The organism is Streptomyces yongxingensis, from assembly GCF_055597465.1.
The window spans coordinates 6,973,756-6,999,676 of record NZ_CM145717.1; the positions used below are offsets into that span (position 1 = coordinate 6,973,756).

Below are 25,921 nucleotides of genomic sequence, written 5' to 3' on the forward strand. Positions count from 1 at the left end.
CGTCCATGGTAATCAGCGACCCGTGCTGCCCACGGACATGTGGTGGCGGCATGGGGCACAGGTGAAGGGGACACCGCGCCATGACCGATGTCAACCGCCCACCCGACGACCGGATCGGAGGGTGGACCCGCCTGGTCACGGCGCGTCCTCGGCTGTCCCTGCTGATCGCTTTGATCTTCACCGCGCTGGCCGTCGTCGCCGGGAGCGGGGTCGCCGACCGGATGGGAAGCGGCGGCTGGGAGGACCCCGCGTCCGAGTCCGCGTATGCCACCAAGGCGCTGGAGAAGCGCTTCCCCGCCTCCCAGCCCAATCTGATCCTGCTCGTCGACAGCGGTGAGAAGACCGTGGACGATCCGGCTGTCGCCGCCGAGGCCCGGGCGCTGGCCAAGAAGCTCTCGGGCGAGAAGGCGGTCACCGGGGTCACCTCGTACTGGGCCACCGGCGCGCCCTCGCTGCGGGCCCGGGACCGGGGCGAGGCGATCATCGCCGCGCGGATCCTGGGCGATGAGTCGGCCGCGGGCAAGGCGCTGGAGCGCATAGCGCCCCACTACCGGGGCGCCCACGGCCCGGTCGAGGTGCGGGTCGGCGGGATGGTCGCGGTCCGCCATGAGCTGCAGTCCACCATCCAGGAGGATCTGCTGCGGGCCGAGATGATCGCCCTGCCCATCACCCTGGTGCTGCTCGTGATGGTCTTCGGCAGCGCCGTGGCCGCCCTGCTGCCGCTCGGCGTCGGCATCATCGCGATCCTCGGCACCGACGCGGTGCTGCGCGGGCTCACCGAGTTCACCGATGTCTCGGTCTTCGCGCAGAACCTGACCACCGCGCTCGGCCTCGGACTCGCCATCGACTATGCCCTGTTCATCGTGCGCCGCTTCCGCGAGGAGCTGGGCCGGGGCGCGGAGAAGCTGCCCGCCGTCGCGGCCACGCTGCGCACCGCCGGGCGCACCGTGCTCTTCTCGGCGCTGACCGTCGCCGCCTCGCTCGCCGCCATGCTGGTCTTCCCGCAGTACTTCCTGCGCTCGTTCGCCTATGCGGGGATCGCGGTGGTGCTGATCGCCGCCACCGCCGCCCTGGTGGTCCTGCCCGCGGCGCTCATCCTCCTGGGCGACCGGGTCAACGCACTGGATCTCACCCGGCTGCTGCGCCGTGGCCGCCCGGCCCGGGGCGGTGAGCCCGGAGCGGGCTGGGCGCGGCTCGCCCGGCTGGTGATGCGGCGCGCCCCGGTGTTCGCGCTGGCCACCGTCGCCGGTCTGGTCGCGCTGGGACTGCCGTTCCTGAGGGTGGAGTTCGGCACCGCGGACGACCGCCAGCTGCCGTCGAGCGCCGAGTCCCATGTGGTGCAGCAGCACATCCGGGAGGGCTTCCCCGGCGGACCCGGGGGCGCGGTGGAGGTCCTCGCCGAGGGCGCCACCAGCACCAAGGCCCTCGCCGACTACAGCGCCAAGGTCTCCGCCCTCCCCCAGGTGCTGCGGGTGGACAGCCCGGCGGGCCGGTTCGCCGACGGGCGGCGGGTGGCCGAGCCGGGGCCGGCGGAGGCGGCGCGGCTGGCCGGTGGCTCGGCGGAGATCACCGTGCAGCCCAAGGGCGAGGCCGTGGACGCCACCAGCCAGGACCTGGTGCGGACGATCCGCGCCCAGGAGCCGTCGTTCACCACCTCGGTGACCGGCACCGCCGCCGTCCTGGTGGACACCAAGGACTCCATAGCCGACCGGCTGCCGTGGGCCGCGGCCATCATCGTCGCCGTCACCCTGCTGCTGGTCTTCCTGCTCACCGGAAGCGTGCTGATACCGATTCAGGCCGTGCTGCTCAACGCGCTCAGTCTGACCGCGATGTTCGGCGCGGTGGTGTGGGTCTTCCAGGACGGGCATCTGTCCGGTCCGCTCTCCTTCACCACCTCCGGCGATATCGAGACCACCCTGCCCGTCCTGATGTTCTGCGTCGCCTTCGGACTCTCCATGGACTACGGGGTCTTCCTGCTCTCCCGGATCAAGGAGGAGTACGACCGCACCGGGGACCATCAGGCGGCGGTGGAGTTCGGGCTGCGGCGCACCGGCGGCCTGATCACGGCGGCGGCGCTGATCCTCGCCGTGGTGATGGTGGGCATCGGCACCTCGCGGGTCACCAACACCAAGATGCTGGGGCTGGGTATCGCCCTGGCCGTGCTGATGGACGCGATGGTGGTGCGCGGGCTGCTGGTGCCGGCGGTGATGAAGCTGACCGGCCGGGCCACCTGGTGGGCCCCGGGCCCGCTGCGCCGGCTGCACACCCGGTTCGGGCTGAGCGAGGGGGAGTCCGCTCCGGCCGAACGCCGCGGGGACTCCGGCACGGATGCCGCCACCGGCGGCGAGGACGGGGTTGAGGGAGAGGGGGAGAAGGTGCGGGACCGGGTGAGCGCGGGCCGCTAAGCGGCCTCGCTGAAGTCCGGTGCGGTTCGGTTGCGCCCCGAAGGGGCGCGGGGAACTGCGCGACCAGCCACCACGCAGCCGCAGATGAACGACCGCACCGCTAGTCCTTGCCATCACGCCGGGCGCGACGGTTGCCGGGTCTGCGGACCACCCAGGAGCGGATCGTATCCGCGTACCAGTACGGCTTGCTGCCCTCCACATGATCGGGGGGCGGCAGCAGGCCGTGCTTGCGATAGGACCGTACGGTGTCGGTCCGCACACCGATATGCGCGGCGATCTCCTTGTACGACCACAGCCTCCGGTCGGTCATCTCTCATGCCCTTCCGCAGGGCGTCGCGGTCACGGCCCGGTGGGGCCGTCGGGGGAGCCACGGCGCGCCTGCTCATGTTCCATCAGCCTGTGTCTGGTCAACGACGCTGAGTGAAGGGCGGCCCGGGGCTGTTGAACACCTGTGACGGAGGCGTGTGGAGATGTGACCGCTGTGACGCACGAGTGACGCAGCGGACGATGACTCAGGTGCCGTTGCCGCAGCGGTTCAACCACAGCGGCTCAACCATGGCGGCTCAACCGCAGCGGGCCGGCCGTAGGGAGACGGCTGGCCCGCTGGGCGTCAGGAGAAGCTGGACGTCGGCTGACGTCAGCCGTAGAAGGCGGGGCGCTCGATCATCTCGACGGCCGTGCGCCGGCCCGTGGCCTGGGCCCGGACCCCCGCCTCGCTGACGGCGGTCGCGGCATAGCCGTCCCAGGCGCTGGGACCCTCGACCTCACCCCGGCGGGTGGCGTTGACCCAGCTCTGCACCTCGCGGTCGTACGCCTCCTCGAAGCGGGCCACGAAGTCGGGGGCGATCTCCCCGCCCCAGGTGCCGGGCCGGTTGACCAGCATCCCGTGGGCGTCGCCGACGCGGGCGGTGCCGCGCTCGCAGACCGCCTCCGCCTGCACCTGGTAGCCGAAGCCGCAGGTGGCGAAGATCTCCACATTGACGATCGCCCCGCCGGTGGTCTCGAAGACCACCAGTTGGGGGTCGCTGAGCGGCTCGGGCGACAGCGAGCTGGGGGTCGGCTTGAGCACGGTGACCGCGGCGATCTCCTGCTCCAGCAGCCAGCGCGACTGGTCCATCTCATGCACCACCGAGTCGGTGATCATCATCTCGTTGGTGAAGTACGAGTGCACCGAGGCATTGCGGTGGCGGCAGTGCAGCAGCAGCGGGCGGCCCAGCTCGCCCCCGGCCAGCAGCGCCTTGAGCTTCATGAACTCGGTGTCGTAGCGGCGCATGAAGCCCACCTGCACCCGGCGGTGGCCCAGCCGCTGCTCGGCCTCCAGCACCCGCAGCGCGGACGCGGAGTCCGGGGTGAGCGGCTTCTCGCACAGCACCGGCAGATCGCGCTCGAACGCGCTGAGCAGCGCGGCCTCGTGCGCGGGCCCCGGCGAGGCGATCAGCACCGCGTCCACGCCGGGCGCGGCCATCGCGGCGGCCGGGTCGGTGAACGCCTGACAGCCGTCGGCGGTGTCGGCGACCGCCTTGGCCCGCGCCTCGTCGATGTCGACCACGGCGGCCACCCGGGCGCCGCTGATCACATCGTTGATGCGGCGGACATGGTCGGCGCCCATCTTGCCGGTCCCGATGACGGCGACCCCGAGCGTTCCCTGCTGGGTCATAGACTGCTCTCTCTTCTCTCTCTGCTCTCTGGACGGTTCGAAGGCCCGTGGGGCGAAGGCCCGTTGGGGGGTGAAAAGGGAGGGGTCAGGCGCCGCAGGAGCGCAGGAAGCGCCGGGTGCGCTCGGCGATGGGGAAGGGCCGGCCGGGCGGGCAGGGGTACATGTCCTGCTCGACGATGGCGAACAGATCCACGTCCAGGTTCTGGGCCGCGGTCAGGACCGGGCCCAGCTCCGGAATGCCGTGCGGCGGTTCGCACATCACACCGCGCTGGACGGCGGGGCCGAACGGCACCCCGTTCTTCACCACATCGGCCAGGATCTCCGGGTCGACCTGCTTGAGGTGGAGATAGCCGATGCGCTCGCCGTAGGTCTCGATCAGCTTGACGCTGTCGCCGCCGCAGTAGGCGTAGTGGCCGGTGTCCAGGCAGAGGTTGACCAGGTCGGAGTCGGTGGCGTCCAGGAAGCGGGCCACGTTCTCCTCGGTGTCGATATGGGTGTCGGCATGCGGGTGGACGACGATGTCGAGCCCGAAGCGCTCCCGCACCTCACGGCCGAGCCGCTCCATCCCGGTGGACAGGTGGCGCCACTGCTCGGCGGTGAGCGTCGGGGGCTCGATCAGCTCGGCGGTCTTGTCGTCCCGCCAGAAGGAGGGGATGACCACGAGGTGCCCCGCGTTCATCGCCCGGGTCAGCTCGGCCACCTGGGAGACGTGCTCCCAGGTGGCGTCCCAGACCTCGGGGCCGCGGTGCAGCGAGGTGAAGACGGTGCCCGCCGAGACCGTGAGACCGCGCCGGCCGGTCTCCTCGGTGAGCCGGGCCGGGTCCGTGGGCAGATAGCCGTACGGACCCAGCTCGATCCACTCGTAGCCGGCCTCCGCGACCTCGTCGAGGAAGCGCTGCCAGGGGACCTGCTGATCGTCGTCGGGGAACCACACCCCCCAGGAGTCGGGGGCCGAGCCGACCCGGATGCGGTCCAGGGCGGGTACGGGGGAGGCGTCGGCAGTCATGGCAGAGGGTCTCCTCGGTGTGCTGGGGTGCCCGCGTCGTGCTGCTTTGGGCAGCTTCACCGGCTGGGCGGGTGGCCGTCAAGACTTCGTCAGGACATTCGGACGTCTTGTCAGGGGGAAGGTGCTGTCACATCCTCCGGCAGCTCGTCCACATCGACCCCGCGGACCTGGGCCAGCTCATGCTTGAGCGCGGCCAGTTCGGCACCGCCGGCCATGTGGTTGGTGAGCTCTTCGAGGCTGACGTCCTCGCGCGCCGCGTTCAGCTCCAGGGCGCCGAGCCGGAGCACCGCGAAGTGGTCGCCGACCATATAGGCGTGGTGCGGGTTGTGGGTGATGAAGATGACGCCGAGCCCGCGCTCGCGCGCCGCCGCGATGTACTTGAGCACCACACCGGACTGCTTGACGCCGAGCGCCGCCGTCGGCTCGTCCAGGATCAGCACCCGGGCGCCGAAGTGGACCGCCCGGGCGATGGCCACGGACTGCCGCTGGCCGCCGGAGAGGGTGCCGATGGGCTGCTCCAGGTTGTCGAGGTGGATGCCCATGGCGGACAGCTCCTCGCCGGTGATCTGCTTCATCCGCTGGATGTCCAGCCGCCGCACCGGCCAGGGGCCGCGGGTCAGCTCGGAGCCGAGGAAGAAGTTCCGCCACACCGGCATCAGCGGCACGGTGGCCAGGTCCTGGTAGACGGTGGCGATGCCCAGGTTCAGGGCGTCGCGCGGGGTGTTCAGCCGCACCGGCTTCCCGTCCACGAGGTATTCGCCCTCGTCATGCTGGTGCAGCCCCGAGATGATCTTGATCAGGGTGGACTTGCCGGCGCCGTTGTCGCCGAGCACACAGGTCACCCGGCCCGGGTGGACGGCCAGGTCGATGCCCTCCAGAGCGCGGATGTTCCCGTAGAGCTTGCCCACGCCCCGCAGCCGGACCACCGGCTCCCCGTCCGGTGCGGGATCCTGTGCGGTGCTGTCCTTGGTGACGTTCGTTGCCATTCCGATCACCTCCTGGCGGCCTGACGGCGCACCCACAGATTGACGAGGGTCGCGAGCAGCAGCATCACGCCGACGAAGAACTTGAACCAGTCGGGGTTCCAGTTGGCGTAGACGATGCCCTGGTTGACCATGCCGAAGATGAAGGCGCCGAGGACCGCGCCGATCGCGGAGCCGTAGCCGCCGGTGAGCAGGCAGCCGCCGATCACGGCCGCGATGATGTAGTAGAACTCGTTGCCCACACCCTCGCCGGCCTGCACGGTGTTGTACTCGAAGAGCAGATGCATGCCCACGAACCAGGCCGCGAAGCCCACCGTCATGAAGAGGGCGACCTTGGTGAGGTTCACCGGGACGCCCACGGCCCGGGCGCTCTCCTTCGAGCCGCCGGCCGCGAAGATCCAGTTGCCCAACTTGGTGCGCAGCAGCACCCAGGTGGCGATGGCGGCGAAGATCAGCCACCACAGCACGGTGATCTTCACATCGACGCCGAAGACGCCGATCTCGGAGGCGAAGAGCGACTTGGCCTGGTCGAAGCCGTCCATGTCGCTGATGGCGTCGGTGCCGACATTGCCGGTCAGCAGCTTGGTGATGGCCAGGTTGGCGCCCTGGAGCATCAGGAAGCTGGCGAGGCTGACCAGGAAGCTGGGCAGCCCGGTCTTGATCAGCAGCAGTCCGTTGATCAGCCCCACGGTGAGCGAGACCAGCAGGGCGACGATCACGCCCACCCAGACATTGGTGGTGAGCTGGAAGCTGAACATGCTGGCGGTCAGCGCCGAGGTGGTGACCGCGACACCGGCCGACAGGTCGAACTCGCCGCCGATCATCAGCAGGGAGACGGCGAGCGCCATGATGCCCATGGTGGACGCCTGGTAGAGGACGGTGGCGAAGGAGTCGGCCTGCCGGAAGGTGGGGGCCACGGCGAAGAAGAAGAGATAGACGCCGACGGCCGCGACCAGCGCCCCGATCTCGGGCCGGGCCAGCGCCCGCCGGGCGAACGAGCGCTCGGCGGTGCGGCTCTTCGGCGGGACGGCGGGGGAGGCGGGCGGTGTGGCGGCCGCCGGGGTGGCGGTATGGGTCATGGCCGGCTCACCGCGTTCCCTTCTTGGCGAACGTGGCGATGGTGTCCACGTTGTCCTTGGTGACGAACGCGGGCCCGGTCAGTACGGGCTGCTCGCCGCCGCCGCTGAAGTTGCCGTTGTTCTTGTAGAGCCACAGGGAGTCGATGGACAGATAGCCCTGGAGATACGGCTGCTGGTCGACGGCGAACTGGACGTCGCCGCTCTGCACCGCGGAGACGAGGTCCTTGTTGAGGTCGAAGGTGGCCACCTTGGCCTTGTCGCCGGCGTCCTTCGCGGACTGCACGGCGGTCAGGGCGAACGGGGCGCCCAGGGTGACGACGTAGTCGATGCTGGAATCCTGCTTGAGCTTCGCGGCGATCGTCGACTTGACCGACGGCATGTCGGTTCCGTTGACGTACAGGATGTCGGTCTTGCCCTTGAAGGTCTTCTTCACGCCCGCGCAGCGGGCCTCGAGGGCGACATGGCCCTGCTCCTGGATCACACAGATGTCGTGCTTGGCGCCGACCTCGTTGAGGTGCTTGCCGAACGCCTGGCCCGCGATGTTCTCGTCCTGGCCGAAGTACTCCAGCAGACCCATGTCCTTCCACTGGTCGAGTCCGGCGTTGAAGGCGACGACCGGGATCCCGGCCTTCTTGGCCTTGGCTATCGCGCCCTTCATGGCGTCGGGCTTGGCGAGGGTGACGGCGATGCCGTCGACCTTCTGGTTGATCGCGTTCTGGATCAGGTTGGCCTGGTCGGCTCCGTTGGGGTTGCTGGAGTAGACGAGGTCGACGTTGTCCTTGGCCGCCGCGGTCTTGGCGCCCTTGCGCACCGTGTCCCAGAAGGTGTCGCCCGGGGCCGCGTGGGTGATCATCGCGATCCTCATCCGCGGGGTGTCGGCCTTCCCGGCCGCGAGGCCGGCGTCGGCTTCCTGGGCCTTCTTGCCACCCTGACTGCTGCAGCCCGCCGCCAGGAGGGCGGCTGCGGTGGCGAGTGCGGCGAGGCCCGCTCTGCGGTGTCGATTGAGTCTGAGGTCCATCTGTTCCAGCACCTCTCAAGCCAGGTCCGTCGAATCAGCACGGCCGTTGCAGAACGGGAGCCTCTCCCCGTGGGTGGCCACTGTCAAGACTTTGTCATGACAACATTTCATCTGGACGTAACGAGGCGATAACACGCCCCATGGACCTGGGTGATTACGTCCGTATGTAAGGACAAAGTCTTGACAGTGGGCGGGCACACGTCTAGACCTGAAGGGCCGGGGCGGATCCCGGAGTTCTGAGCACCAGACCCTGAGCTGCGTCTTTCCCGAAGGGGCAGGCATGAGTGAGCCGTACGACCTGATCACGATGGGCCGCATCGGAGTGGACCTCTATCCACTGCAGACCGGTGTGCCACTGCCGCAGGTTGAATCGTTCGGAAAGTTTCTCGGCGGCTCGGCGACCAATGTCGCGGTCTCCGCGGCCCGCTTCGGCCGTCGCACCGCGGTGATCAGCCGCACCGGGGCGGATCCGTTCGGCGACTACATCCACCAGGAGCTGCGGGCCTTCGGGGTGGACGACCGCTTCGTCACCCCCGTCGAGGAGTACCCCACCCCGATCACCTTCTGCGAGATCTTCCCGCCGGACGACTTCCCGCTGTACTTCTACCGCCGCCCCAAGGCGCCCGATCTGGAGATCCACTCCGATGAGCTGGACCTCGACGCCATCCGCGCCGCCCGGATCTTCTGGATGACCGGCACCGGGCTCAGCGAGGAGCCCAGCCGCACCAGCACCCTCGCCGCGCTCGCCGCCCGCGCCAAGAGCGGCACCACCGTCTTCGACCTCGACTGGCGGCCGATGTTCTGGGCCGACCCGGAGACCGCCCGCCCCTTCTACGCCGAGGCGCTGCGCCACGCCACCGTCGCCGTCGGCAACGTGGACGAGTGCGAGATCGCCACGGGTGCGCGCGAGCCCAAGGCGTGCGCGCAGGCGCTGCTGGACGCGGGGGTGGAGATCGCCATCGTCAAACAGGGCCCGCGCGGGGTGCTCGCCGTGCACCGCGACGGCACCACCGCGGAGGTCCCGCCGGTCCCGGTCGAGGTGGTCAACGGGCTCGGCGCGGGCGACGCGTTCGGCGGCGCCCTGTGCCACGGGCTGCTCTCGGGCTCACCCCTGGAGCACGTCATGCGGTACGCCAACGCGGCGGGTGCCATCGTCGCGTCCCGCCTCGCCTGCTCCTCCGCGATGCCCACGGAAGCGGAGGTCGAGGCCCTGCTCGGTGGGGACTGACCCCGGGGCCCAGTGGTGAGGCCGCTGGGTGCCCATCGTTACGGGTGTCCCCGTCCGACCGGCTGGGGGTACCTCCCAGCGGTAGCTGGGGGCGAGCCGAAGGGGCGCGTCGCTGCCGAAAGGGAGAGCGCGCGCAGGGAGCGAGGGCTCCGATCGATATGCGGCTCCGCCGCGTGGGCGACCGAGCACGGTCGACCGTCGACAGCGACTTTTGCGCCCCGGAGGCGAACCGAGCCTCGAAAAGAGAGGAAGTACTTTGAGTATCAGCGTTTCCGACCTCGTGACGGTGCGCAGCCGCCACCCGGAGGCCATCGCCGAGGCGGCCGCCCGCCGGGTCCGCCGCCCCCTCATCGGTGACAGCGGCCGTCTGATGATCGTGGCCGCCGATCACCCGGCGCGCGGCGCCCTCGCCGTCGGCGGCCACAAGCTGGCCATGGCCAACCGGGTCGAGCTGCTGGAGCGGCTGTGCGTGGCGCTGTCCCGGCCCGGGGTCGACGGGGTGCTCGCCACCGCCGACATCCTCGAGGACCTGCTGCTGCTCGGCGCCCTCGACGGCAAGGTCGTCATGGGCTCGATGAACCGCGGCGGCCTCGCCGGGGCCTCGTTCGAGCTCGACGACCGGTTCACCGGACACCGCCCCCAGGACATCGAGCGCCTCCGCTTCGACGCCGGCAAGCTGCTGCTGCGCATCGACTACGAGGACACCGGTTCGCTGACCACCATGGTCACCACGGCCCGCGCCATCGACGACATGGCCGAGCGGCGGCTGCCCGTCTTCGTCGAGCCGTTCATCTCCCGGCGGACGGGCGGACAGGTCGTCAACGACCTGTCCGCCGAGGCCGTCACCAAGTCCATAGCCATCGCCTCCGGCCTCGCCGGAACCTCCGCCTACACCTGGCTGAAGGTGCCGGTCACCGACGACGCCGACGAGATGGCGGCGGTGATGGAGACGAGCACCCTTCCGGCGGTGTTGCTCGGCGGCGACGTGGGCAAGTCTCCGCAGGACCAGGAGGAGGCGTACGAGAAGTGGCGCAAGGCGCTGGGCCTGCCCACCGTGCAGGGGCTGGTCGTCGGCCGCTCCCTGCTCTATCCGGCGGAGGGCAGTGTCGAAACCGCCGTGGACACCGCCGTCGGCCTGCTGTGACGCTGTAAGAAAGGCAGAGACTTCACGCCATGACCACCACCGATCCGTTCCCCGGCTTCCATGTGCAGGCCGGCAAGGCGGCCGACGGCCCCTACGCCGTGGACATCGACCCCGAGCGGGCCGGCTGGGGCTACTCCAGCCTGCGGGTCCTCGATCTGCCGCCCGGCGGTTCGCACTCCCTGGCCACCGGGGACAGCGAGTGGATCGTGCTGCCGCTGAGCGGCGGCTGCACCGTGATCGCCGAGGGCGAGACCTTCGAACTGCACGGCCGGGAGAGCGTGTTCAGCGGGGTGAGCGACTTCGTCTATCTGCCGCGCGACTCCCACGCCCGGATCGCCAGTGGCGCGGGCGGCCGCTTCGCGCTCACCGGCGCCCGCTGCGAGCGCCGGCTGCCCGCGCGCTACGGACCGGCCTCCGCCGTCCCCGTCGAGCTGCGCGGCAGCGGCAACTGCTCGCGGCAGGTCAACAACTTCGGCGCCGCGAACGTCTTCGAGTGCGACAAGCTGATCGCCGTCGAGGTGCTCACCCCGGGCGGCAACTGGTCCTCGTACCCGCCGCACAAGCACGACCAGTGCCGCCCCGGCGAGGAGAGCGAGCTGGAGGAGATCTACTACTTCGAGATCGCCGAGGCCCACGGCAACGAGGGCATCGGCTATCAGCGGGTCTCCCCGTCGGGCCACGGCCGCGGCACCGACGTGCTCGCCGAGGTCCGCTCCGGGGACACCGTCCTGATCCCCGACGGCTGGCACGGCCCCTCCATCGCCGCCCCCGGGCATGACATGTACTACCTGAACGTCATGGCGGGCCCGGAGGCCGAGCGCGCCTGGCTCATCTGCGACCACCCCGATCACGCCTGGATCCGCTCCACCTGGCCGGACCAGCCGGTCGACCCCCGTCTGCCCCTCTATCAAGCACCCGCTGGAGACCCACGATGAATGATTCGGCAGTGCGCCGCCTCACCGTCGCCCAGGCGCTGGTGGAGTTCCTGGCCCACCAGTACACCGAGCGGGACGGGCAGCGGCATCGCCTGATCAACGCCACCTGGGGGATCTTCGGCCACGGCAATGTGGCCGGGCTCGGCCAGGCGCTGCTGGAGTCCGGGCCGGAGACCATGCCGTACCTCCAAGGCCGTAACGAGCAGGCGATGGTGCACGCCGCGGTCGGCTACGCCCGGCAGAACAACCGGCTCGCCGCCCAGGCCGTCACCACCTCCATCGGCCCCGGCGCCACCAACCTGGTCACCGGTGCCGCGCTCGCCACCGTCAACCGGCTGCCGGTGCTGCTGCTGCCCGGCGACATCTTCGCCACCCGGCCCGCCGACCCGGTGCTCCAGCAGCTCGAAGTGCCGTACGCGGGCGACATCTCGGTGAACGACGCGCTGCGCCCGGTCTCCCGCTACTTCGACCGGGTGGTGCGCCCCGAGGCGCTGATCCCGGCCGCGCTCCAGGCCATGCGGGTGCTGGCGGACCCGGCCGAGACCGGCGCCGTCACCCTGGCCCTGCCGCAGGACGTCCAGGCCGAGGCGTTCGACTGGCCCGAGGAGTTCTTCGCCGACCGGGTCTGGCACGTCCGCCGGCCCGCCCCCGAGGCGGCCGAGGCGGCCGCCGCAGCGCGGACCATCCGCGCCGCCCGCCGGCCGCTGATCGTCGCGGGCGGCGGGGTCCACCACAGCGAGGCGGAGGACAGCTTGCGCGCCCTCGTGGACGCGACCGGCATCCCGGTGGCCTCCACCCAGGCGGGCAAGGGCTCGCTGCGCTACGACCACCCCGCCGACATCGGCGGGATCGGCCACACCGGCACCGCCGTCGCGGACGACCTGGCCCGCACCGCCGACCTGGTCATCGGCGTGGGCACCCGCTACAGCGACTTCACCACCGCCTCCGCGACCCTGTTCGCCGACCCGGCCGTCCGCTTCCTCAACCTCAACATCACGCCGTTCGACGCCCACAAGCTCGGCGCCACCACCGTGGTCGCCGACGCCCGCGCCGCGCTCGAGGCGCTCACCGCCGAGCTGGCGGGCCACCGGGTGGACGAGACGTACGAGGCCGAGTACCGCCAGGGGAAGACCGCGTGGGAGCGCCGGGTGGACGCCGCCTACGCCGCCGGGGACGAGACCGCCCGCCCGTCCCAGACCCAGGTGCTGGGCGCGCTGGACGCGGTCGTCGGCGACGAGGACGTGGTGATCAACGCGGCGGGCTCGCTGCCGGGCGACCTCCACAAGCTGTGGCGCGCCCGCTCCCCGCGCCAGTACCACCTCGAATACGGCTACTCCTGCATGGGATACGAGATCCCCGGCGCCATCGGCGTACGGCTCGCGGCGCCCGGCACCCCGGTCTGGGCGCTGGTCGGCGACGGTACGTATCTGATGATGCCCACCGAGATCGTCACCGCGGTCCAGGAGGGCATCAACATCAACATCGTGCTGTTCCAGAACCACGGCTACGCCTCGATCGGCGGTCTGTCGGAGACCACCGGCGCCGAGCGCTTCGGCACCGCCTACCGCTTCCGGGCGGCCGACGGGCAGTACACCGGCGATCCGCTCCCGGTCGACCTGGCCGCCAACGCCGCCTCGCTGGGCATGGACGTGCTGCGCGCGAAGACCGTGGGCGAGCTGCGGGCGGCGCTCGCCGAGGCCCGCGCCTCGGACCGGCCCACATGTGTCTATGTGGAGACCGAAACGGCCGACACAGTGTCCGGCGCACCCGAGGCACAGGCGTGGTGGGATGTGCCTGTCGCCCAGACCGCGACCCGTCCGGCCGCCGTGAAGGCCCGCGAGGACTACGACCGGCAGGCCGCCGCACGCCGCCGCCACCTCTGACGTTTTTCGAGAGAAAGGCTCCGCACCCATGAAGACCGTCAACCACTGGATCGGCGGAAAGACCGTCGAGGGCGCGACCGGCGCGTACGGACCGGTCTACAACCCCGCCACCGGCGCCCAGGACACCCAGGTCGCCCTGGCCTCCGTGGACGAGGTCGACGCGGCCGTGGCCGCGGCCAAGGAGGCGTACCGCTCCTGGGGCACCATTTCGCTGTCCAGGCGCACCGCGATCCTCTACAAGTACCGCGAGCTGCTGGACGCCCACCGCGACGAGATCGCCGAGCTGATCACCGCCGAGCACGGCAAGGTCCACTCGGACGCGCTCGGCGAGGTGGCCCGCGGTCTGGAGATCGTGGAGCTGGCCTGCGGGATCGCCGAGAAGCTGAAGGGCGAGCTGTCCACCCAGGTCTCCACCGGGGTCGACGTCTCCTCGATCCGCCAGCCGCTGGGTGTGGTCGCGGGCATCACTCCGTTCAACTTCCCGGCGATGGTGCCGCTGTGGATGTTCCCGGTGGCCATCGCCTGCGGTAACACCTTCGTCCTCAAGCCCAGCGAGAAGGACCCCTCGGCCTCCCACCGGCTGGCCGAGCTGGCCTCCGAGGCGGGGCTGCCGGACGGGGTGCTGAACGTGGTCAACGGCGACAAGGTGGCCGTCGACCGGCTGCTGGAGCACCCGGACGTCGCGGCCGTCAGCTTCGTGGGCTCCACGCCGATCGCGAAGTACATCCAGTCCAGGGCCGTCGAGCACGGCAAGCGGGTGCAGGCGCTCGGCGGCGCCAAGAACCACATGCTGGTGCTGCCCGACGCCGATCTGGACTTCGCGGCGGACAACGCCATCAACGCGGCCTACGGCTCGGCCGGTGAGCGCTGCATGGCGGTCTCCGTCGTGGTCGCCGTCGGCGACGCGGGCGACGAGCTGGTGAAGAAGATCGCCGACCGGGCCGCCCGCCTGCGGATCGGCCCCGGGAACGACCCGGCCTCCGAGATGGGCCCGCTCATCACCAAGGAGCACCGCGACAAGGTCGCCTCCTATGTCCACGGGGCCGCGGCCCAGGGCGCCGAGGTGGTCGTGGACGGCACGGGGTACACCGTCGAGGGCCATGAGAACGGCTTCTTCATCGGTGTCTCGCTGCTGGACCGGGTCCCGCCGACGGCCGACGCCTACCGTGACGAGATCTTCGGCCCGGTGCTGTGCGTGGTACGTGCCGAGACCTACGACGAGGCCATCGCGCTGATCAACAGCTCGCAGTGGGGCAACGGCACGGCCATCTTCACCCGCGACGGCGGCGCCGCCCGCCGCTTCCAGCTGGAGGTGGAGGCGGGCATGGTCGGCGTCAATGTGCCGATCCCGGTGCCGGTGGGCTACCACTCCTTCGGCGGCTGGAAGGACTCGCTCTTCGGCGACCACCACATCTACGGCAACGACGGGGTGCACTTCTACACCCGCGGCAAGGTCGTCACCACCCGCTGGCCGGAGCCGTCGGAGGAGGTCGGCATCAACCTCGGCTTCCCGAAGAACCACTGAGGCGTAGAACCACTGAGGGTGAAGAACCACTGAGGCCACTGAGGCGTGTGTGACGTGTGATTCGCACGTATGAGTGGTTTGCCCGCCCCCTGCCGGACCCGGTCCGGCAGGGGGTTTCGCCGTTGTGACGGGCGGGGATCCCAGGCGCAACAAGCACGGGAAGCCGGGGGAAAACGGGGGAGGCGACGTGCCTGGGTTCATGGAGGGAGAAGGGACCGAGGAGTTCATCGAGGCGTTCAAGGGCGCCGTGGTGCCTCGGGACCGAAAGGCCAAGGCGCGGGATCTGCTGCCGCCCGTGCTGCTGCTCGCGGGCGGCGAGGGGGCGGCGGCCCGCGCCCACCGGGCGATGCGGGGCTTGCGCCGGATGCTCTATCCGGACGGCGCCAAGCGGGTGCCGTACGCGGCGCTGGGCCCCGATGAGATCCGCGGGGCCGCCGGGCGGCGGCCGCTGACGCTGGACCTCGGCCGGGAGCTGTGCGTCGATGTGCCCCGCCGCACCGGCGGTCTGCGGCTCACCGATTTCTGGCTGATGCGGGACATCGTCGAGCAGGCGCTGGACCCGCGGGCCCCCGAGCCGGACGGCGGTGCGCTGCGCGACCACTGCTACGCCCGGCGGATCGCACGAGGGCCGCTGCTGCGGGCGTTGTGGACGCTCGGCGGCGAAGGCGGTGACAACGGGTCGGGGAGCACGCCGGGGCCGGGCTGGGTCGCGGAGCTGCGCCGGCTGCTGGTGCGCCCCCTCTTCCAGCTGCTGCCGCGCTGGTGGTGGGGGCGGCGCCGGACCCGTCGGCTGCTGCGCTCCACCCGGCGCGGCTGGTACGCGGACTGGCGGCGCATCAGCCATGGCCGCACCGCCGAGGAGTTCTTCGAGAACGCCGCGCGGCTGGTGCGCGCCGAGCGCGCGCGGGACGGGGAGGCGGCGGTCGGCCGGTGGGAGGAGCTGCTGTTGCGCGCGCTGCTGGCGGATCTGCGGCGCGCGGCGCGGCCGGGCCGGATCTCGCCCTGGCGGCGCCGGCGGCGCACCCGGTGCGTCTTTCTGCTGGAGCTGCCGGAGGACGCCGCGGGTGCGGCGGCCGGGGAGCGCTTCCTGGAGGCGTACGGAGAGGCCGCCCGGGACACCCGGTGCGCGGCGGTCGTGGTGGTGGCCGTGGCCCCGGCGGGCGGGCCGGCCGCGTCCCGCGCTGACGGGGCGCACGCGTCCCGGGCTGACGGGGCGGCCGTGCCCCCGCCCGGCGGGGTGGCCGAGGGAGAGGGCGGAGGGCTGGGCCGGGCGGCCGCCCGGCTGCGCGGCGCGAGCGGGATGCCGTCGCGGGCGCCCCGGCCGCTGCGCGCCGCGCTGCCCGAGCCCGTGCCGGAGTCGGAGGCGCTGGACCTCGACCCCGTCTCGCCGCGCACCTTCCGGCTCGGCCCGGCCGCCGAGCTGGCCCTGACCGGGGCCGTGGTGGCGGCCCTGCTGAGCGCGCCGGGTGTGTGGCTGGTCGACCGGATCACCGACGAGCCGGACCGCGGCTGTCTGGGCGGGGCGTCCAGCGAGGTCGTCGCGGGCCGCCCCGAGCTGAGCGCGGACTCGCCGCGGAAGCAGTACGAGGACGCCCGGCGGCTGATCCGCGAGGAGAACGCACGGGTGGACCGCGAGGTCGGGGACCACGGCGGCACCGCCCGTACGGTGGTGCACATCGGCTCTGACGTGGCCGCCGACCAGGAGGGGCAGCGGTACAACGCGGCGGTGCCCGAGCTGCGCGGTATCGCCCTGGCCCAGCGCGCGCTGAACGACGAGGCGAGCAACGACTCCCAGAAGGTCTGGCTGCGCGTCGACAGCCGTAACGCGGGGGAGAACTTCGCGGGCGCGCCCCGCATCGCCCGCCAGGTCGCCGAGGACGCCCGTGAGAAGGGCTCCGGGATCATCGGCGTGGTGGGCTTCTCCAAGAGCCTGAAGCAGACCCAGGAGGCCGTGCGCATCCTGGGCGCCGCGCGCATCCCCGTCGTGGGCACCACGGCCACGGCGGATCTGATGCAGGTGGACGGGTACTACCGCAGGGTGGCGCCCACCAACAGCCGCGAGGCCGCGGTCGAGGCCGACTTCGCCCACCGGGGCAACATCATGGACGACGGCATCGGGAGCTGCTCCCCGGCCCGCGCCGCCGTGGTCGTCAAGGATCCCCGGGATCTGTACAGCGACGAGATAGGGACGCTGTTCGCCGAGCGGTTCGGCGCCCGGCCGTTCACCCTGGAGTACACCCCCGGCGGGCGGGGCGGCGGTCTCGCCCAGGGGCAGCCGCCGAAGGACGGTGTCGCCCGTAAGGAGAGCATCGGCGAGCTGGCCGACGCGGTGTGCGAGCGGATCACCGCCAACCCCCGGACGGTCGTCTACTGGGCCTCCCGCGCCCTCCAGTTCAGCGCGTTCCTCGACGACTTCGGGGACAACACGGCGTGCGAGGGCAGGAAGCTCACGGTGCTCGGCGGCAATGACCTCACCACCGCCGCCCTCGCCGGTGAGTACGCGGACCGGCCCTGGCTGCGGCTGTACCACACCGTCCACGTGCTGCCCGCGGGCCATCCGCGGCTGAGCGACATCGCCAAGAAGTTCAACGCCGACTACGCCCGGGACTTCGGATCCCATGACCTGTGGCGCGACGACGGACGGGCCGCCCTGGCGTACGACGCGATGCAGCTGATGGCCGAGGCCGCCAACCGGGCCTTCCGCAGCACGGACAACGTGGAGCGCTCCAATGTGCAGATCGGCCTCGACAACGGCATACGGAAGCAGGGCGCCAGCGGCTATCTGGACGTCGGGCGGGGCCGCTCGGTGCCCCGGGACAAGCCGGTGGTGATCCTGCACCACACCGACCGGGGCTCGGAGCCGGTGCTGTACTGCGGCGCGTTCACCCAGAACCCGGCGGGACGGATAGCGCACTGGGGGCCGCACGGGAAGTTCTCATGTCCCAGGGACAGGTGAGCCACTGGGATGTGGCACACACGATGTGATGCGTGCGAGGACTGATCCCGGGCCGGTCCTGGCCGGATCCGGGGTTGGTCCGTGGCCGGTCCCGGGCCCGGCCCCGCCAGGGGCCGCACCCGGGAGACCCGGACCGGAACGGCTGGTTCAGTTCTCCCGGGGCCACCCCGTAGTCTCGCCGTATGACCTGGTCGCACGCGTTGAAGGAGACCGCCCGGACGGGCCTCGCGATCGAGCGCACCAGGACCGAACCGCTGGTCGCGGTCCGCGGCGCGTGCGGGGTCGCGCTCGTCGTCGGGGTGGCGCTGTGGCTGGGCTCGCCGACGCTCGCCGTCTCGGCCGCCTTCGGCGCCTTCTCCGCCGGGATCGCCACCTTCCAGCGCAGCTGGCGCCCCCGCCCCTGGCTGGCGCTGGCCGCCGCGAGCGGTCTCGCGGTGAGCACCTTCCTCGGCTATCTGGCCGCCGCCCACACCCTCACCTTCGTCCTCATGCTCGCCGTGTGGACGCTGATGACGGGCATGTCGTGGGCGGTCGGCCCGGTCTCCGGGCTGGTCTCCACCCAGATGGTGGCCGTCATGCTGATCACGGTCACCCTCCCGACCTCGGTCACGGGCGCCCTGGGGCACGCCCTGCTGGTGGGGCTCGGCGGCGTCGTGCAGGCCGCGCTGATCGTGCTCTTCCCGGTACGGCCGTGGGGCGTGCAGCGCGACGCCCTCGCCGACGCGCTCGCCGCCGTGGCGGACTACGCCCGCAGGCTGCGCCACGAGCCGGTGGCGCCCTTCGACCCCAAGCCGCTGATGGACGCCCGCAGTGCCGCCGCCCTGACGCCCCGTCAGGCCCGGCGGCGGCCCCGGCAGCTGAGCGGCTACCGGCTGCTGGCCGAGCGGATCCGCCCGGTGCTCGCCTCGCTGGCCGACCCGGTGGTCGGCGCCCCCGAGGAGGGGCCGGAGCGCGACCGGGTGCGGGAACTGCTGGCCGCCACCGGCACCGTGCTGGACGCGGTGGCCCACGCCATCCGCCACGGCACACCGGTGCGGGTGCCCTTCGAGGCCATGGCCGTCCTGCGGATGCCGGCGGACGGGCCCAAGCTGACCGGTGCCGCCCGCCGTGCCGCGCTGCGGCTCTTCTCGCTGGTGGCGGACGTGGTGGAGGCGTCCGACGAGCCGGTGGAGGAGGTGTCGGCCGAAGGCCGGATGGTGCACCGCTTCCTGCCCCGCCCCGGTATCGGGGGCACCGCCGCCATGGCGCTGCGTGCCGTCCGCCGCGAGGCCCGCTGGTCCTCGCCGGTGCTGCGGCACGCGGTGCGCCTGTGCGCGGTCAGCGTCAGCGGCTATCTGCTGAGCACGACGCTGCCGCTGGGACACTCCTACTGGGCGCCGCTGACCTCCACGATGGTCCTGCGGCCGGACTTCGCCCAGACCTACTCCCGCGGTGTCGCCCGCTTCCTGGGCACCCTGGGCGGAGTGCTGGTCGGCGGCGGGGTGGTGGCGCTGGTCCACCCCGGCTCGTATCTGAGCGCCGGACTGGCCGTGCTGTCCGTCCTGTCGATGTATCTGCTGCTGCGCACCGGCTTCATCGTGACCTCCGCGTGCGTGAGCGCGTACGTGGTCTTCCTGCTCAGCATCGCGGGCGAGGCGTGGCATCAGACCGTGCAGGCGCGGGTGGCGCTGACGCTGCTCGGCGGGGTGCTGGCGATGGTCGCGTACGCGGTCTTCCCCGCCTGGGAGACACCGCGGCTGCGGGACCGGCTCGCGGACTGGCTGGCCGCCAACGGCGCCTTCGCCACCGCCGTTTTCGACGCCTACGCCCGCCCCGCCGAGCGCCGTCCCCGCCAGGTGCGGGACGCCCTGCTGGACGCCCGCGCGGCACGGGCGGCCTGGGAGCAGAGCGAGACCCAGGCGCACCGGGAACCGGTGCGCCACCGCGGGCTGTCGCGGCCCGCGGCACGGGCGGCGCAGACGGCGCTGTCCACGATGGGCCGGGTCGCCATGTTGCTGGAGGCGCATCTTCCGGAGCGGGACGCGCCGCCGTCGGAGGAGGCCGGGGACTTCGCCGGGGCACTGCGGCAGGCGCTGCCGGAGGCGGTGAAGGCGGTACGGGAGCGACGGCCGCTCAACTGGTCGCCGGTGCACCAGTCGCTGGAGCGGTGGCGGCAGCGGTCCGGGGACCGTCCGGGGGTGGCGCTGCGCGACGCGGAGCAACTCGTCGACGCCCTGGACGATCTGGTGGAGGCGCTCAACAAGAGCGCACGACAGTCGCGCACGCCCCGTGACCCCAGTCAAGAACAATCCCCCTAGACTAGGGGTGCCCCCTACATCATTGGGCGTGTTAATCATGAAGGGGCAGTGCTGTGCCGCGCGTCCTTGGATGCTGCCCGGTACGCTCTGCCGTCTGTCCCCCACATATTGCTTGACGAGTGAAAGACTTTCCCTACGCATGGGTGCACAGCGAGAAGACAGCGTCTGGATACGACGATTCCATCCGATGCCCGAGAGTCGCGCCCGTCTGGTCTGTCTGCCCCATGCCGGGGGTTCGGCGTCGTTCTTCTTCCCGATGTCCCAAACGCTTTCGTCGTCCGCTGATGTCCTGTGCGTGCAGTATCCGGGGCGTCAGGACCGGCGGCAGGACCCGCTGATCGAGACCATCGACGAGTACGCCGACACCATCGCCGCGGAGTTGAAGCCCTGGCTCGATCTCCCGGTCGTCTTCTTCGGGCACAGCATGGGCGCCGTTCTCGCGTTCGAGGTGGCCCGCCGGCTGGAGGAGGCCGACCCGGAGTTCTCCGCGCTCACCCTCTTCGCCTCCGGCCGCCGGGCGCCGTCCCGTTACCGTGATGAGAATGTGCATCGGCGCGATGACGACGGCGTCGTACGCGAGATGAAGCTGCTGAGCGGCACCGATTCCCGCGTCCTCGGAAATGAGGAGATCCTGCGCATGGCGATGCCGGCGATTCGCGGTGACTACAAGGCGATCGAGACCTACCGCTCGGTGCCCGGCGCCGCCGTCCGCTCGCCGATCACCGTGCTGACCGGCGACAACGACCCCAGGACCAGCCTCGAGGAGGCGGAAGGCTGGCGGTCGCACACCACCGGCGGGTTCGACATCCGGGTGTTCCCGGGTGGCCACTTCTTCTTGGCCGGGCATCAAGGGCCGATTATGAGTCTCGTCGCGGAGGCGCTTTCGGGGTCGAGACCCTGAGTCGACCGCCTCAGGAACCTGCCCGACGCACTGGAAAACACCACTCGTCACGCTCGATGCCCCCGGCGGTCCGCTGGGGGCATCAGGTGGCTTCATCGGGGGATGAATTCTTTGCCTGCGAACCTCTTCGAATGGGAGAACCACCTCTCCGCGCTGCGTGAAATGCTGCGCGGCGCGACGCAGGGCCGGGGTCGGCTGGCTCTTGTCAGCGGTGCGGTGGCCAGTGGCAAGACCACACTGCTGAACACCTTTGCCGAACAGGCCATCGAAAGCGGTGCGTTGCTCCTGGAAGCGACCGGTTCGCGGGCCGAGCGGGACCTTCCCTTCGGAATTGTCCGAAAGATTTTCGATAACGGTGCGATGCCCGCCGATGTGCGATCCGAAGTGATCGCGCTGCTTGACGGAAACGCGCTGGAATCCACCGCCGCGGGACGCATGCACGTGATGTCCCAGATTTCCTCCGTGCTGCTGCGGATGGTCGACGATCGCACACTTGTCGTCCTTGTCGACGATGTGCACTCCGGCGACGACCAGTCCCTGCAATTCCTGCTCCACCTGGCCCGGCGGGTGCGTCAGGCGAAGGTTCTCATCGTCCTCACCGAATCCCCCCGACTCCGTCAGGAGCAGTTCACCTTCCACGCCGAACTGCTCCGCCAGCCCAACTGTGTGCGCATGCGGCTGCACATGCTCACCGAGTCGGGCGTCGCCGAGGCGCTGTCCGGCACCCTGTCCGCCACCGTCGCCGCCCGCCTCGCCCCCGAATGCCACCGCGTCTCCGGCGGCAACCCGCTGCTGCTGCGCGCCCTGCTGGAGGACTGGCGGACCGTCGGCGAACACGGCGAGGCCCAGCAGCGCCCGGCGCCCGGCGAGGCGTTCGCCCACGCCGTCCTCGGCTGTCTGCACCGGGGCGAGCCCGAAGTGCTGCGGATCGCCCGCGGTGTCGCCGTCCTCGGCGACGCCCGCTCCCCACGCCTGCTCGGCCAACTCCTGGACCTGAGCGTCAACACGGTCCAGCAGGGCGTCCAGGACCTGCACCAGTGCGCCATCCTGGAGCACAACGCCTTCCGCGACGAGGTGGCCCGTAGCGCGGTGCTCGACGCGACCCCCGCGACCGCGCGCGGCGCGCTGCACGCCCGCGCCGCCCGGCTGCTGCACGCCGACGGCGCCTCCGCGCTCGACGTGGCCCGCCAGTTGGTCTCCGCCCGGCAGGACGCCGAGCGCTGGACCGTCCCCGTGCTGCGCGAGGCCGCCGAATTCGCCCTGGTCGAGGAGGAGTTGGAGTTCGCGCTCCGCTGCCTCGAATGCGCGCACCACGCCTGCGCGCCCGGTCCCGAACGCACCGCGCTCAAGGCCCGGCTGGTCAGCATCGCCTGGCGGATCGGCCCGGCCGCCGCCGAGAGCCATCTGCCGGAGCTCACCGAGGACGCCGAGCGGGGCTTGCTCGCCCCGCGCGACGTCGCCCCGATCACCTCCTACCTCGCCTGGTCGGGGCGGCTGGACGCGGCGGCCGGCGCCGTCTCCGCGCTGGCCCGCTCGGCCGCCACCGGCGGTGACCCCGCGATGACCGCCGCCGTCGCCGCCTCCGCCCAGTGGCTGACCATGCTCAGCCCCCCGCTGCGCGACCGCCTCCCCACCGTCGGAACCGGCACCACGGGGACCACTGCCGGAGCCCCGCGCGACATGGCCGACCTGGCCCACGCCCACGCCGCCGCCACCATGTCCGCCGTGCTCACCGAGGGCCAGGCCGACCGTGCCGTCACCGAGGCCGAGCGGGTGCTGCAGCGCTACCACCTGAGCGACAGCACCCTCCAGCCGCTGGTCGTCGCGCTGATGGCACTCGTCCTGGCCGGCCGGCTCGACCTCGCGCTGTCCTGGTGCGAGCGGCTGCAGGGCGAATGCTCCTCCCGCCGCGTGCCCACCTGGCAGGCGCTGCTGTCGGCCGTACGGGCCGACATCGCGCTGCGCCAGGGCGATCTGCAGGTCGCCGCGCACCAGGCGCGCACCGCGATGTCGCGGATCTCGGTCCAGGGCTGGGGCGTGGGGCTGGGACTGCTGCTGTCCACCCTGATCCAGGCCGAGACCGGGATGGGCCACTACGACGAGGCCATGGCGCTGCTCGAACAGCCCCTGCCCGAGGAGCTCTTCCAGACCCTCCCCGGGCTGTTCTACCTGCGCGCCAGGGGCCGCTGCCACCTGGCCACCGGCCGCTACCACGCCGCGCTCGGCGACTTCACGGCCGCCGGTGAGCTGATGGGCGCCTGGCGGATGGACGTCCCCCTGCTGGCCCCCTGGCGGCTGGACGCCGCCGAGACCTGGCTGGCCCTCGGCGACCCGGGGCGCGCCCGCGCGCTGGCCGAGGAGCAGCTGCGGCTGGGCCCGGAGGACACCCGGCTGCGCGGCGCCCTGCTGGTCGTCCTCGCCCGCACCGACGAGCTCAAGCGCCGGGTGCCCCGGCTCAAGGAGGCCGTCGAGATCCTGGAGGGTGGCGACGACCGCATCCAGCTCGCCGTCGCCCTCGGCGAACTCGGCCGCGCCTACCGCGCGCTGGGGGACTTCAACCGGGGCCGGGTGCTCGTCCGCAAGGCATGGCACGTGGCCAAGACCTGCGGCGCCGATCCGCTCTGCCGTGAGCTGATGCCCCGGCACGCGGACCCCGGCGAGCTCGCGGCGGCCGCCGCCCAGCCGGGCCAGGGGACCGAGGCGCAGCGCGATGTGGAGGCGCTGACCGAGGCGGAGGTGCGGATCGCGGTGCTGGCCGCACACGGCAACACCAACCGGGAGATCGCCTCCAAGCTGTTCGTCACCGTCAGCACGGTGGAGCAGCACCTGACCCGCATCTACCGCAAGCTGAACGTCAAGCGCCGCCGCGACCTCCCCGCGAAGCTCTCCGACAGCAGCCTCACGGGCACGGTGTAGCGGGCCCTCTCAGTTCAACAAGCCGAGTTCCATGGCCTTCATCACCGCGGCCGTGCGGTCGGACACACCGAGCTTCCGGTACGAGCGCAGCAGATGCGTCTTGACCGTGGCCTCGCTGACGAACAGCTCGGCGCCGATCTCGGCGTTGGTCAGCCCCCGGCCGACCAGCCGCAGCACCTCGCGCTCACGGCCGGAGAGCGGGGAGGGCTCGGGCGCCCGGGTGCGGAAGAGCTTGCCCGCGAGGGACGGGGTGAGCACGGTCTCGCCACGCGCCGCGGTCTGCACCGCGTCGATCAGCTCCTGGCGTGAACTGCCCTTCAGCAGATAGCCCGCGGCGCCCGCCTCCACCGCGCGCAGGATGTCGGAGTCGTCCTCGTACGTGGTCACGATGACCACCTTGCAGCCCGGCACCTGCCGCAGGATCTGCCCGGTGGCCTCGACCCCGTCCATCCCGCCCATGCGCAGATCCAGCAGGGTGATGTCCGGCCGCAGGGCGACCGCCTGGACCACCGCCTCCTCACCGGAACCGGCCTGCCCGACCACCGTGATCCCCTCGGCGGACTCCAGCATGGCGCTCAGCCCCTCCCGCACCACGGGGTGGTCGTCGGCCAGCAGGACCCTGATCGGGCTCGCCCCGCCCGGCATACCCTCAGCCACGCGACTCCTCCCCGGCCAGCGCCGTCATCGGCACGCTCACCTCCACGGTGGTGCCCCGTCCGGGGCTGCTGGTGACGGACGCCACCCCGTCGATCTCCTCCACCCGGGCCTGCATCCCGCGCAGCCCGTAGCCCTCCTGGGTGCCGTCCGGGGTGAACCCCTCGCCGTCGTCGCGGACCAGCAGCCGGACCCCGCCCTGGTCGAAGACCACGATCACATCGACCGTACGGGCCTGCTTGGCGTGCTTGCGCACATTGGCGATGGCCTCCTGCACCGTACGCAGCAGCACCACGCTCACCGCCATCGGCAGCGCCTTCTCCTCACCCATCACCGAACACCGCACCTCCAGGCCGGTCTCGGCGATCAGCCCCTCCGCCTGCCGCCGCACCGCCTGGGACAGCGAACCGCCGCGCAGCGCGGGCGGGGTGAGGGCGGCCACGAAGTCCCGGGCCTCGGCGAGCGACTCCTTGGCCACCCGCCCGGCCAGCGACAGATGGTTCACCGCCTGGTCCGGGGCCTCGCGCACCTCCGACTCGGCCGCCTGCACCAGGCTGATGATGCTGGTCAGGCCCTGCGCCAGGGTGTCGTGGATCTCCCGGGCCAGCCGCTCGCGCTCGGCCGAGATACCGGCCTCGTGGGAGAGCCGGGCCACCCGCTCCCGGCTGCGCCGCAACTCCTCGATGAGCAGCCCGCGCCCCTTGCTCTGCCGCACCACCCGCTTGATCCACACCCCCAGCAGCACCGACAGCGCGATGCTCAGCAGCGAGATGGGCAGCACGCCCAGGACGCTCAGCCCCAGGTCCTCACCGGTGAACGCCACCACCAGCACGGGGCAGAGATTGGCCACCGTGGCCAGCGCCACCGCCGAGGCCATCGGCAGGCTCATGATGAGCATCGGGATGACCGCGAACAGCGCGAACGCGCCGACGAGGTTGAACGCCGTGGTGAGACAGAACAGCGTCACCAGGCCCGCCGCGAAGACCAGGTTCCGCGGACCGTAGGTGTCCTCGATCATCAGCGTCCGGCCGACCGCCGCGTACCAGGGCACGATGAGGGTCAGCGCGGCGATCGGGATGGAGTGGTTGACCTGCGAGCCGCCGGAGAGGAAGAGCAGGACCGCCGTAACGAGATAGGAGACGGCGAAGAAGCCGTCCCAGAGGCCGAACCAGCGGGTGCCGGACTCGGGACCGTAGTACGCCCCGGTCTGCGAGCCGTCCCCCGGAGAGTGATTGCGCACGGCTCAGTACTACCACGCGTGTCCACCGTGTCCACCGGACGGTTGACAGCCAGAACCCACCGTTCAGTCGTCTCGCGGTGGCTCGCCCGCTTCT

Annotated in this window: 18 protein-coding genes; 10 read left to right on the forward strand and 8 right to left on the reverse strand. The window is 71.5% G+C overall.

Features of this window, described 5'->3' with window-relative positions; genetic code table 11:
* The first annotated feature begins 80 nt into the window (after positions 1–80).
* Positions 81–2,405, forward strand: a complete 2,325-nt coding sequence (locus ACZ6TD_RS30210; RefSeq protein WP_471343207.1) for an MMPL family transporter — start codon at positions 81–83, stop codon at positions 2,403–2,405.
* 100 nt (positions 2,406–2,505) lie between these two features.
* On the opposite strand, the gene ACZ6TD_RS30215 is transcribed toward ACZ6TD_RS30210, so the two are convergent.
* The 6 genes from ACZ6TD_RS30215 to ACZ6TD_RS30240 all read right to left on the reverse strand — a co-directional run bounded on the left by ACZ6TD_RS30215 (position 2,506) and on the right by ACZ6TD_RS30240 (position 8,148).
* A complete protein-coding gene (locus tag ACZ6TD_RS30215) occupies positions 2,506–2,715 on the reverse strand; it encodes a helix-turn-helix transcriptional regulator (protein ID WP_471343208.1) in 210 nt (69 codons plus the stop codon).
* Between the two features lie 327 nt (positions 2,716–3,042).
* Positions 3,043–4,062 carry a Gfo/Idh/MocA family protein gene (locus ACZ6TD_RS30220; protein ID WP_471343209.1) on the reverse strand — a complete coding sequence of 340 codons (1,020 nt, stop codon included), beginning with the start codon at positions 4,060–4,062 and terminating at the stop codon, positions 3,043–3,045.
* A gap of 85 nt (positions 4,063–4,147) precedes the next feature.
* Positions 4,148–5,068 carry a sugar phosphate isomerase/epimerase family protein gene (locus tag ACZ6TD_RS30225; protein ID WP_471343211.1) on the reverse strand — a complete coding sequence of 307 codons (921 nt, stop codon included), beginning with the start codon at positions 5,066–5,068 and terminating at the stop codon, positions 4,148–4,150.
* A gap of 110 nt (positions 5,069–5,178) precedes the next feature.
* Positions 5,179–6,054: an ATP-binding cassette domain-containing protein gene (locus ACZ6TD_RS30230; protein WP_471343214.1), complete on the reverse strand. Its 876-nt coding sequence runs from the start codon at positions 6,052–6,054 to the stop codon at positions 5,179–5,181.
* A gap of 5 nt (positions 6,055–6,059) precedes the next feature.
* Positions 6,060–7,130, reverse strand: a complete 1,071-nt coding sequence (locus ACZ6TD_RS30235; RefSeq protein WP_471343216.1) for an ABC transporter permease — start codon at positions 7,128–7,130, stop codon at positions 6,060–6,062.
* A 7-nt stretch (positions 7,131–7,137) separates the two neighbouring features.
* Complete coding sequence (locus tag ACZ6TD_RS30240; protein ID WP_191068811.1) at positions 7,138–8,148, reverse strand: sugar ABC transporter substrate-binding protein; 1,011 nt, start codon at positions 8,146–8,148, stop codon at positions 7,138–7,140.
* A gap of 280 nt (positions 8,149–8,428) precedes the next feature.
* On the opposite strand from ACZ6TD_RS30240, the gene iolC reads away from it, so the two are divergent.
* The 9 genes from iolC (at position 8,429) to ACZ6TD_RS30285 (ending at position 23,933) form a co-directional block, all read left to right on the forward strand.
* On the forward strand, positions 8,429–9,376 hold the full coding sequence (gene iolC, locus ACZ6TD_RS30245) for a 5-dehydro-2-deoxygluconokinase (RefSeq protein ID WP_471343218.1): 948 nt from the start codon (positions 8,429–8,431) through the stop codon (positions 9,374–9,376).
* Between the two features lie 256 nt (positions 9,377–9,632).
* Complete coding sequence (locus tag ACZ6TD_RS30250) at positions 9,633–10,520, forward strand: Cgl0159 family (beta/alpha)8-fold protein (protein ID WP_471343219.1); 888 nt, start codon at positions 9,633–9,635, stop codon at positions 10,518–10,520.
* 29 nt (positions 10,521–10,549) lie between these two features.
* A complete protein-coding gene (gene iolB, locus ACZ6TD_RS30255; RefSeq protein WP_471343220.1) occupies positions 10,550–11,455 on the forward strand; it encodes a 5-deoxy-glucuronate isomerase in 906 nt (301 codons plus the stop codon).
* A complete protein-coding gene (iolD, locus tag ACZ6TD_RS30260; protein ID WP_471343223.1) occupies positions 11,452–13,338 on the forward strand; it encodes a 3D-(3,5/4)-trihydroxycyclohexane-1,2-dione acylhydrolase (decyclizing) in 1,887 nt (628 codons plus the stop codon). The genes iolB and iolD overlap by 4 nt, the downstream gene beginning before the upstream one ends.
* A gap of 28 nt (positions 13,339–13,366) precedes the next feature.
* Positions 13,367–14,863: a CoA-acylating methylmalonate-semialdehyde dehydrogenase gene (locus ACZ6TD_RS30265; protein ID WP_471343224.1), complete on the forward strand. Its 1,497-nt coding sequence runs from the start codon at positions 13,367–13,369 to the stop codon at positions 14,861–14,863.
* Positions 14,864–15,062: 199 nt separating this feature from the next.
* On the forward strand, positions 15,063–17,819 hold the full coding sequence (locus ACZ6TD_RS30270) for a type 1 periplasmic-binding domain-containing protein (RefSeq protein ID WP_471343227.1): 2,757 nt from the start codon (positions 15,063–15,065) through the stop codon (positions 17,817–17,819).
* Between the two features lie 182 nt (positions 17,820–18,001).
* Positions 18,002–20,116 carry an FUSC family protein gene (locus ACZ6TD_RS30275; RefSeq protein ID WP_471343229.1) on the forward strand — a complete coding sequence of 705 codons (2,115 nt, stop codon included), beginning with the start codon at positions 18,002–18,004 and terminating at the stop codon, positions 20,114–20,116.
* A 139-nt stretch (positions 20,117–20,255) separates the two neighbouring features.
* Positions 20,256–21,017 (forward strand): thioesterase II family protein, encoded by a 762-nt coding sequence (locus ACZ6TD_RS30280; protein ID WP_471358169.1) that lies wholly within the window; start codon positions 20,256–20,258, stop codon positions 21,015–21,017.
* A gap of 102 nt (positions 21,018–21,119) precedes the next feature.
* Positions 21,120–23,933 carry a helix-turn-helix transcriptional regulator gene (locus ACZ6TD_RS30285; protein WP_471343232.1) on the forward strand — a complete coding sequence of 938 codons (2,814 nt, stop codon included), beginning with the start codon at positions 21,120–21,122 and terminating at the stop codon, positions 23,931–23,933.
* A 9-nt stretch (positions 23,934–23,942) separates the two neighbouring features.
* On the opposite strand, the gene ACZ6TD_RS30290 is transcribed toward ACZ6TD_RS30285, so the two are convergent.
* Together ACZ6TD_RS30290 and ACZ6TD_RS30295 are read right to left on the reverse strand one after the other, a co-directional pair.
* Positions 23,943–24,578, reverse strand: coding sequence for a response regulator transcription factor (locus ACZ6TD_RS30290; RefSeq protein WP_471358171.1), 636 nt, complete (start codon positions 24,576–24,578; stop codon positions 23,943–23,945).
* Positions 24,579–24,582: 4 nt separating this feature from the next.
* A complete protein-coding gene (locus ACZ6TD_RS30295; RefSeq protein ID WP_471343235.1) occupies positions 24,583–25,827 on the reverse strand; it encodes a sensor histidine kinase in 1,245 nt (414 codons plus the stop codon).
* Positions 25,828–25,921: the final 94 nt, after the last annotated feature.

Coding starts and splice junctions, on each gene's coding strand:
- ACZ6TD_RS30220 (WP_471343209.1), bottom strand. CDS start 4,062: ATGACCCAGCAGGGAACGCTCGGGGTCGCCGTCATCGGGACCGGCAAG.
- ACZ6TD_RS30210 (WP_471343207.1), top strand. CDS start 81: ATGACCGATGTCAACCGCCCACCCGACGACCGGATCGGAGGGTGGACC.
- ACZ6TD_RS30290 (WP_471358171.1), bottom strand. CDS start 24,578: ATGCCGGGCGGGGCGAGCCCGATCAGGGTCCTGCTGGCCGACGACCAC.
- ACZ6TD_RS30235 (WP_471343216.1), bottom strand. CDS start 7,130: ATGACCCATACCGCCACCCCGGCGGCCGCCACACCGCCCGCCTCCCCC.
- iolC (WP_471343218.1), top strand. CDS start 8,429: ATGAGTGAGCCGTACGACCTGATCACGATGGGCCGCATCGGAGTGGAC.
- ACZ6TD_RS30225 (WP_471343211.1), bottom strand. CDS start 5,068: ATGACTGCCGACGCCTCCCCCGTACCCGCCCTGGACCGCATCCGGGTC.
- ACZ6TD_RS30280 (WP_471358169.1), top strand. CDS start 20,256: ATGGGTGCACAGCGAGAAGACAGCGTCTGGATACGACGATTCCATCCG.
- ACZ6TD_RS30270 (WP_471343227.1), top strand. CDS start 15,063: ATGGAGGGAGAAGGGACCGAGGAGTTCATCGAGGCGTTCAAGGGCGCC.
- ACZ6TD_RS30285 (WP_471343232.1), top strand. CDS start 21,120: ATGAATTCTTTGCCTGCGAACCTCTTCGAATGGGAGAACCACCTCTCC.
- iolD (WP_471343223.1), top strand. CDS start 11,452: ATGAATGATTCGGCAGTGCGCCGCCTCACCGTCGCCCAGGCGCTGGTG.
- ACZ6TD_RS30215 (WP_471343208.1), bottom strand. CDS start 2,715: ATGACCGACCGGAGGCTGTGGTCGTACAAGGAGATCGCCGCGCATATC.
- ACZ6TD_RS30275 (WP_471343229.1), top strand. CDS start 18,002: ATGACCTGGTCGCACGCGTTGAAGGAGACCGCCCGGACGGGCCTCGCG.
- ACZ6TD_RS30265 (WP_471343224.1), top strand. CDS start 13,367: ATGAAGACCGTCAACCACTGGATCGGCGGAAAGACCGTCGAGGGCGCG.
- ACZ6TD_RS30230 (WP_471343214.1), bottom strand. CDS start 6,054: ATGGCAACGAACGTCACCAAGGACAGCACCGCACAGGATCCCGCACCG.
- iolB (WP_471343220.1), top strand. CDS start 10,550: ATGACCACCACCGATCCGTTCCCCGGCTTCCATGTGCAGGCCGGCAAG.
- ACZ6TD_RS30240 (WP_191068811.1), bottom strand. CDS start 8,148: ATGGACCTCAGACTCAATCGACACCGCAGAGCGGGCCTCGCCGCACTC.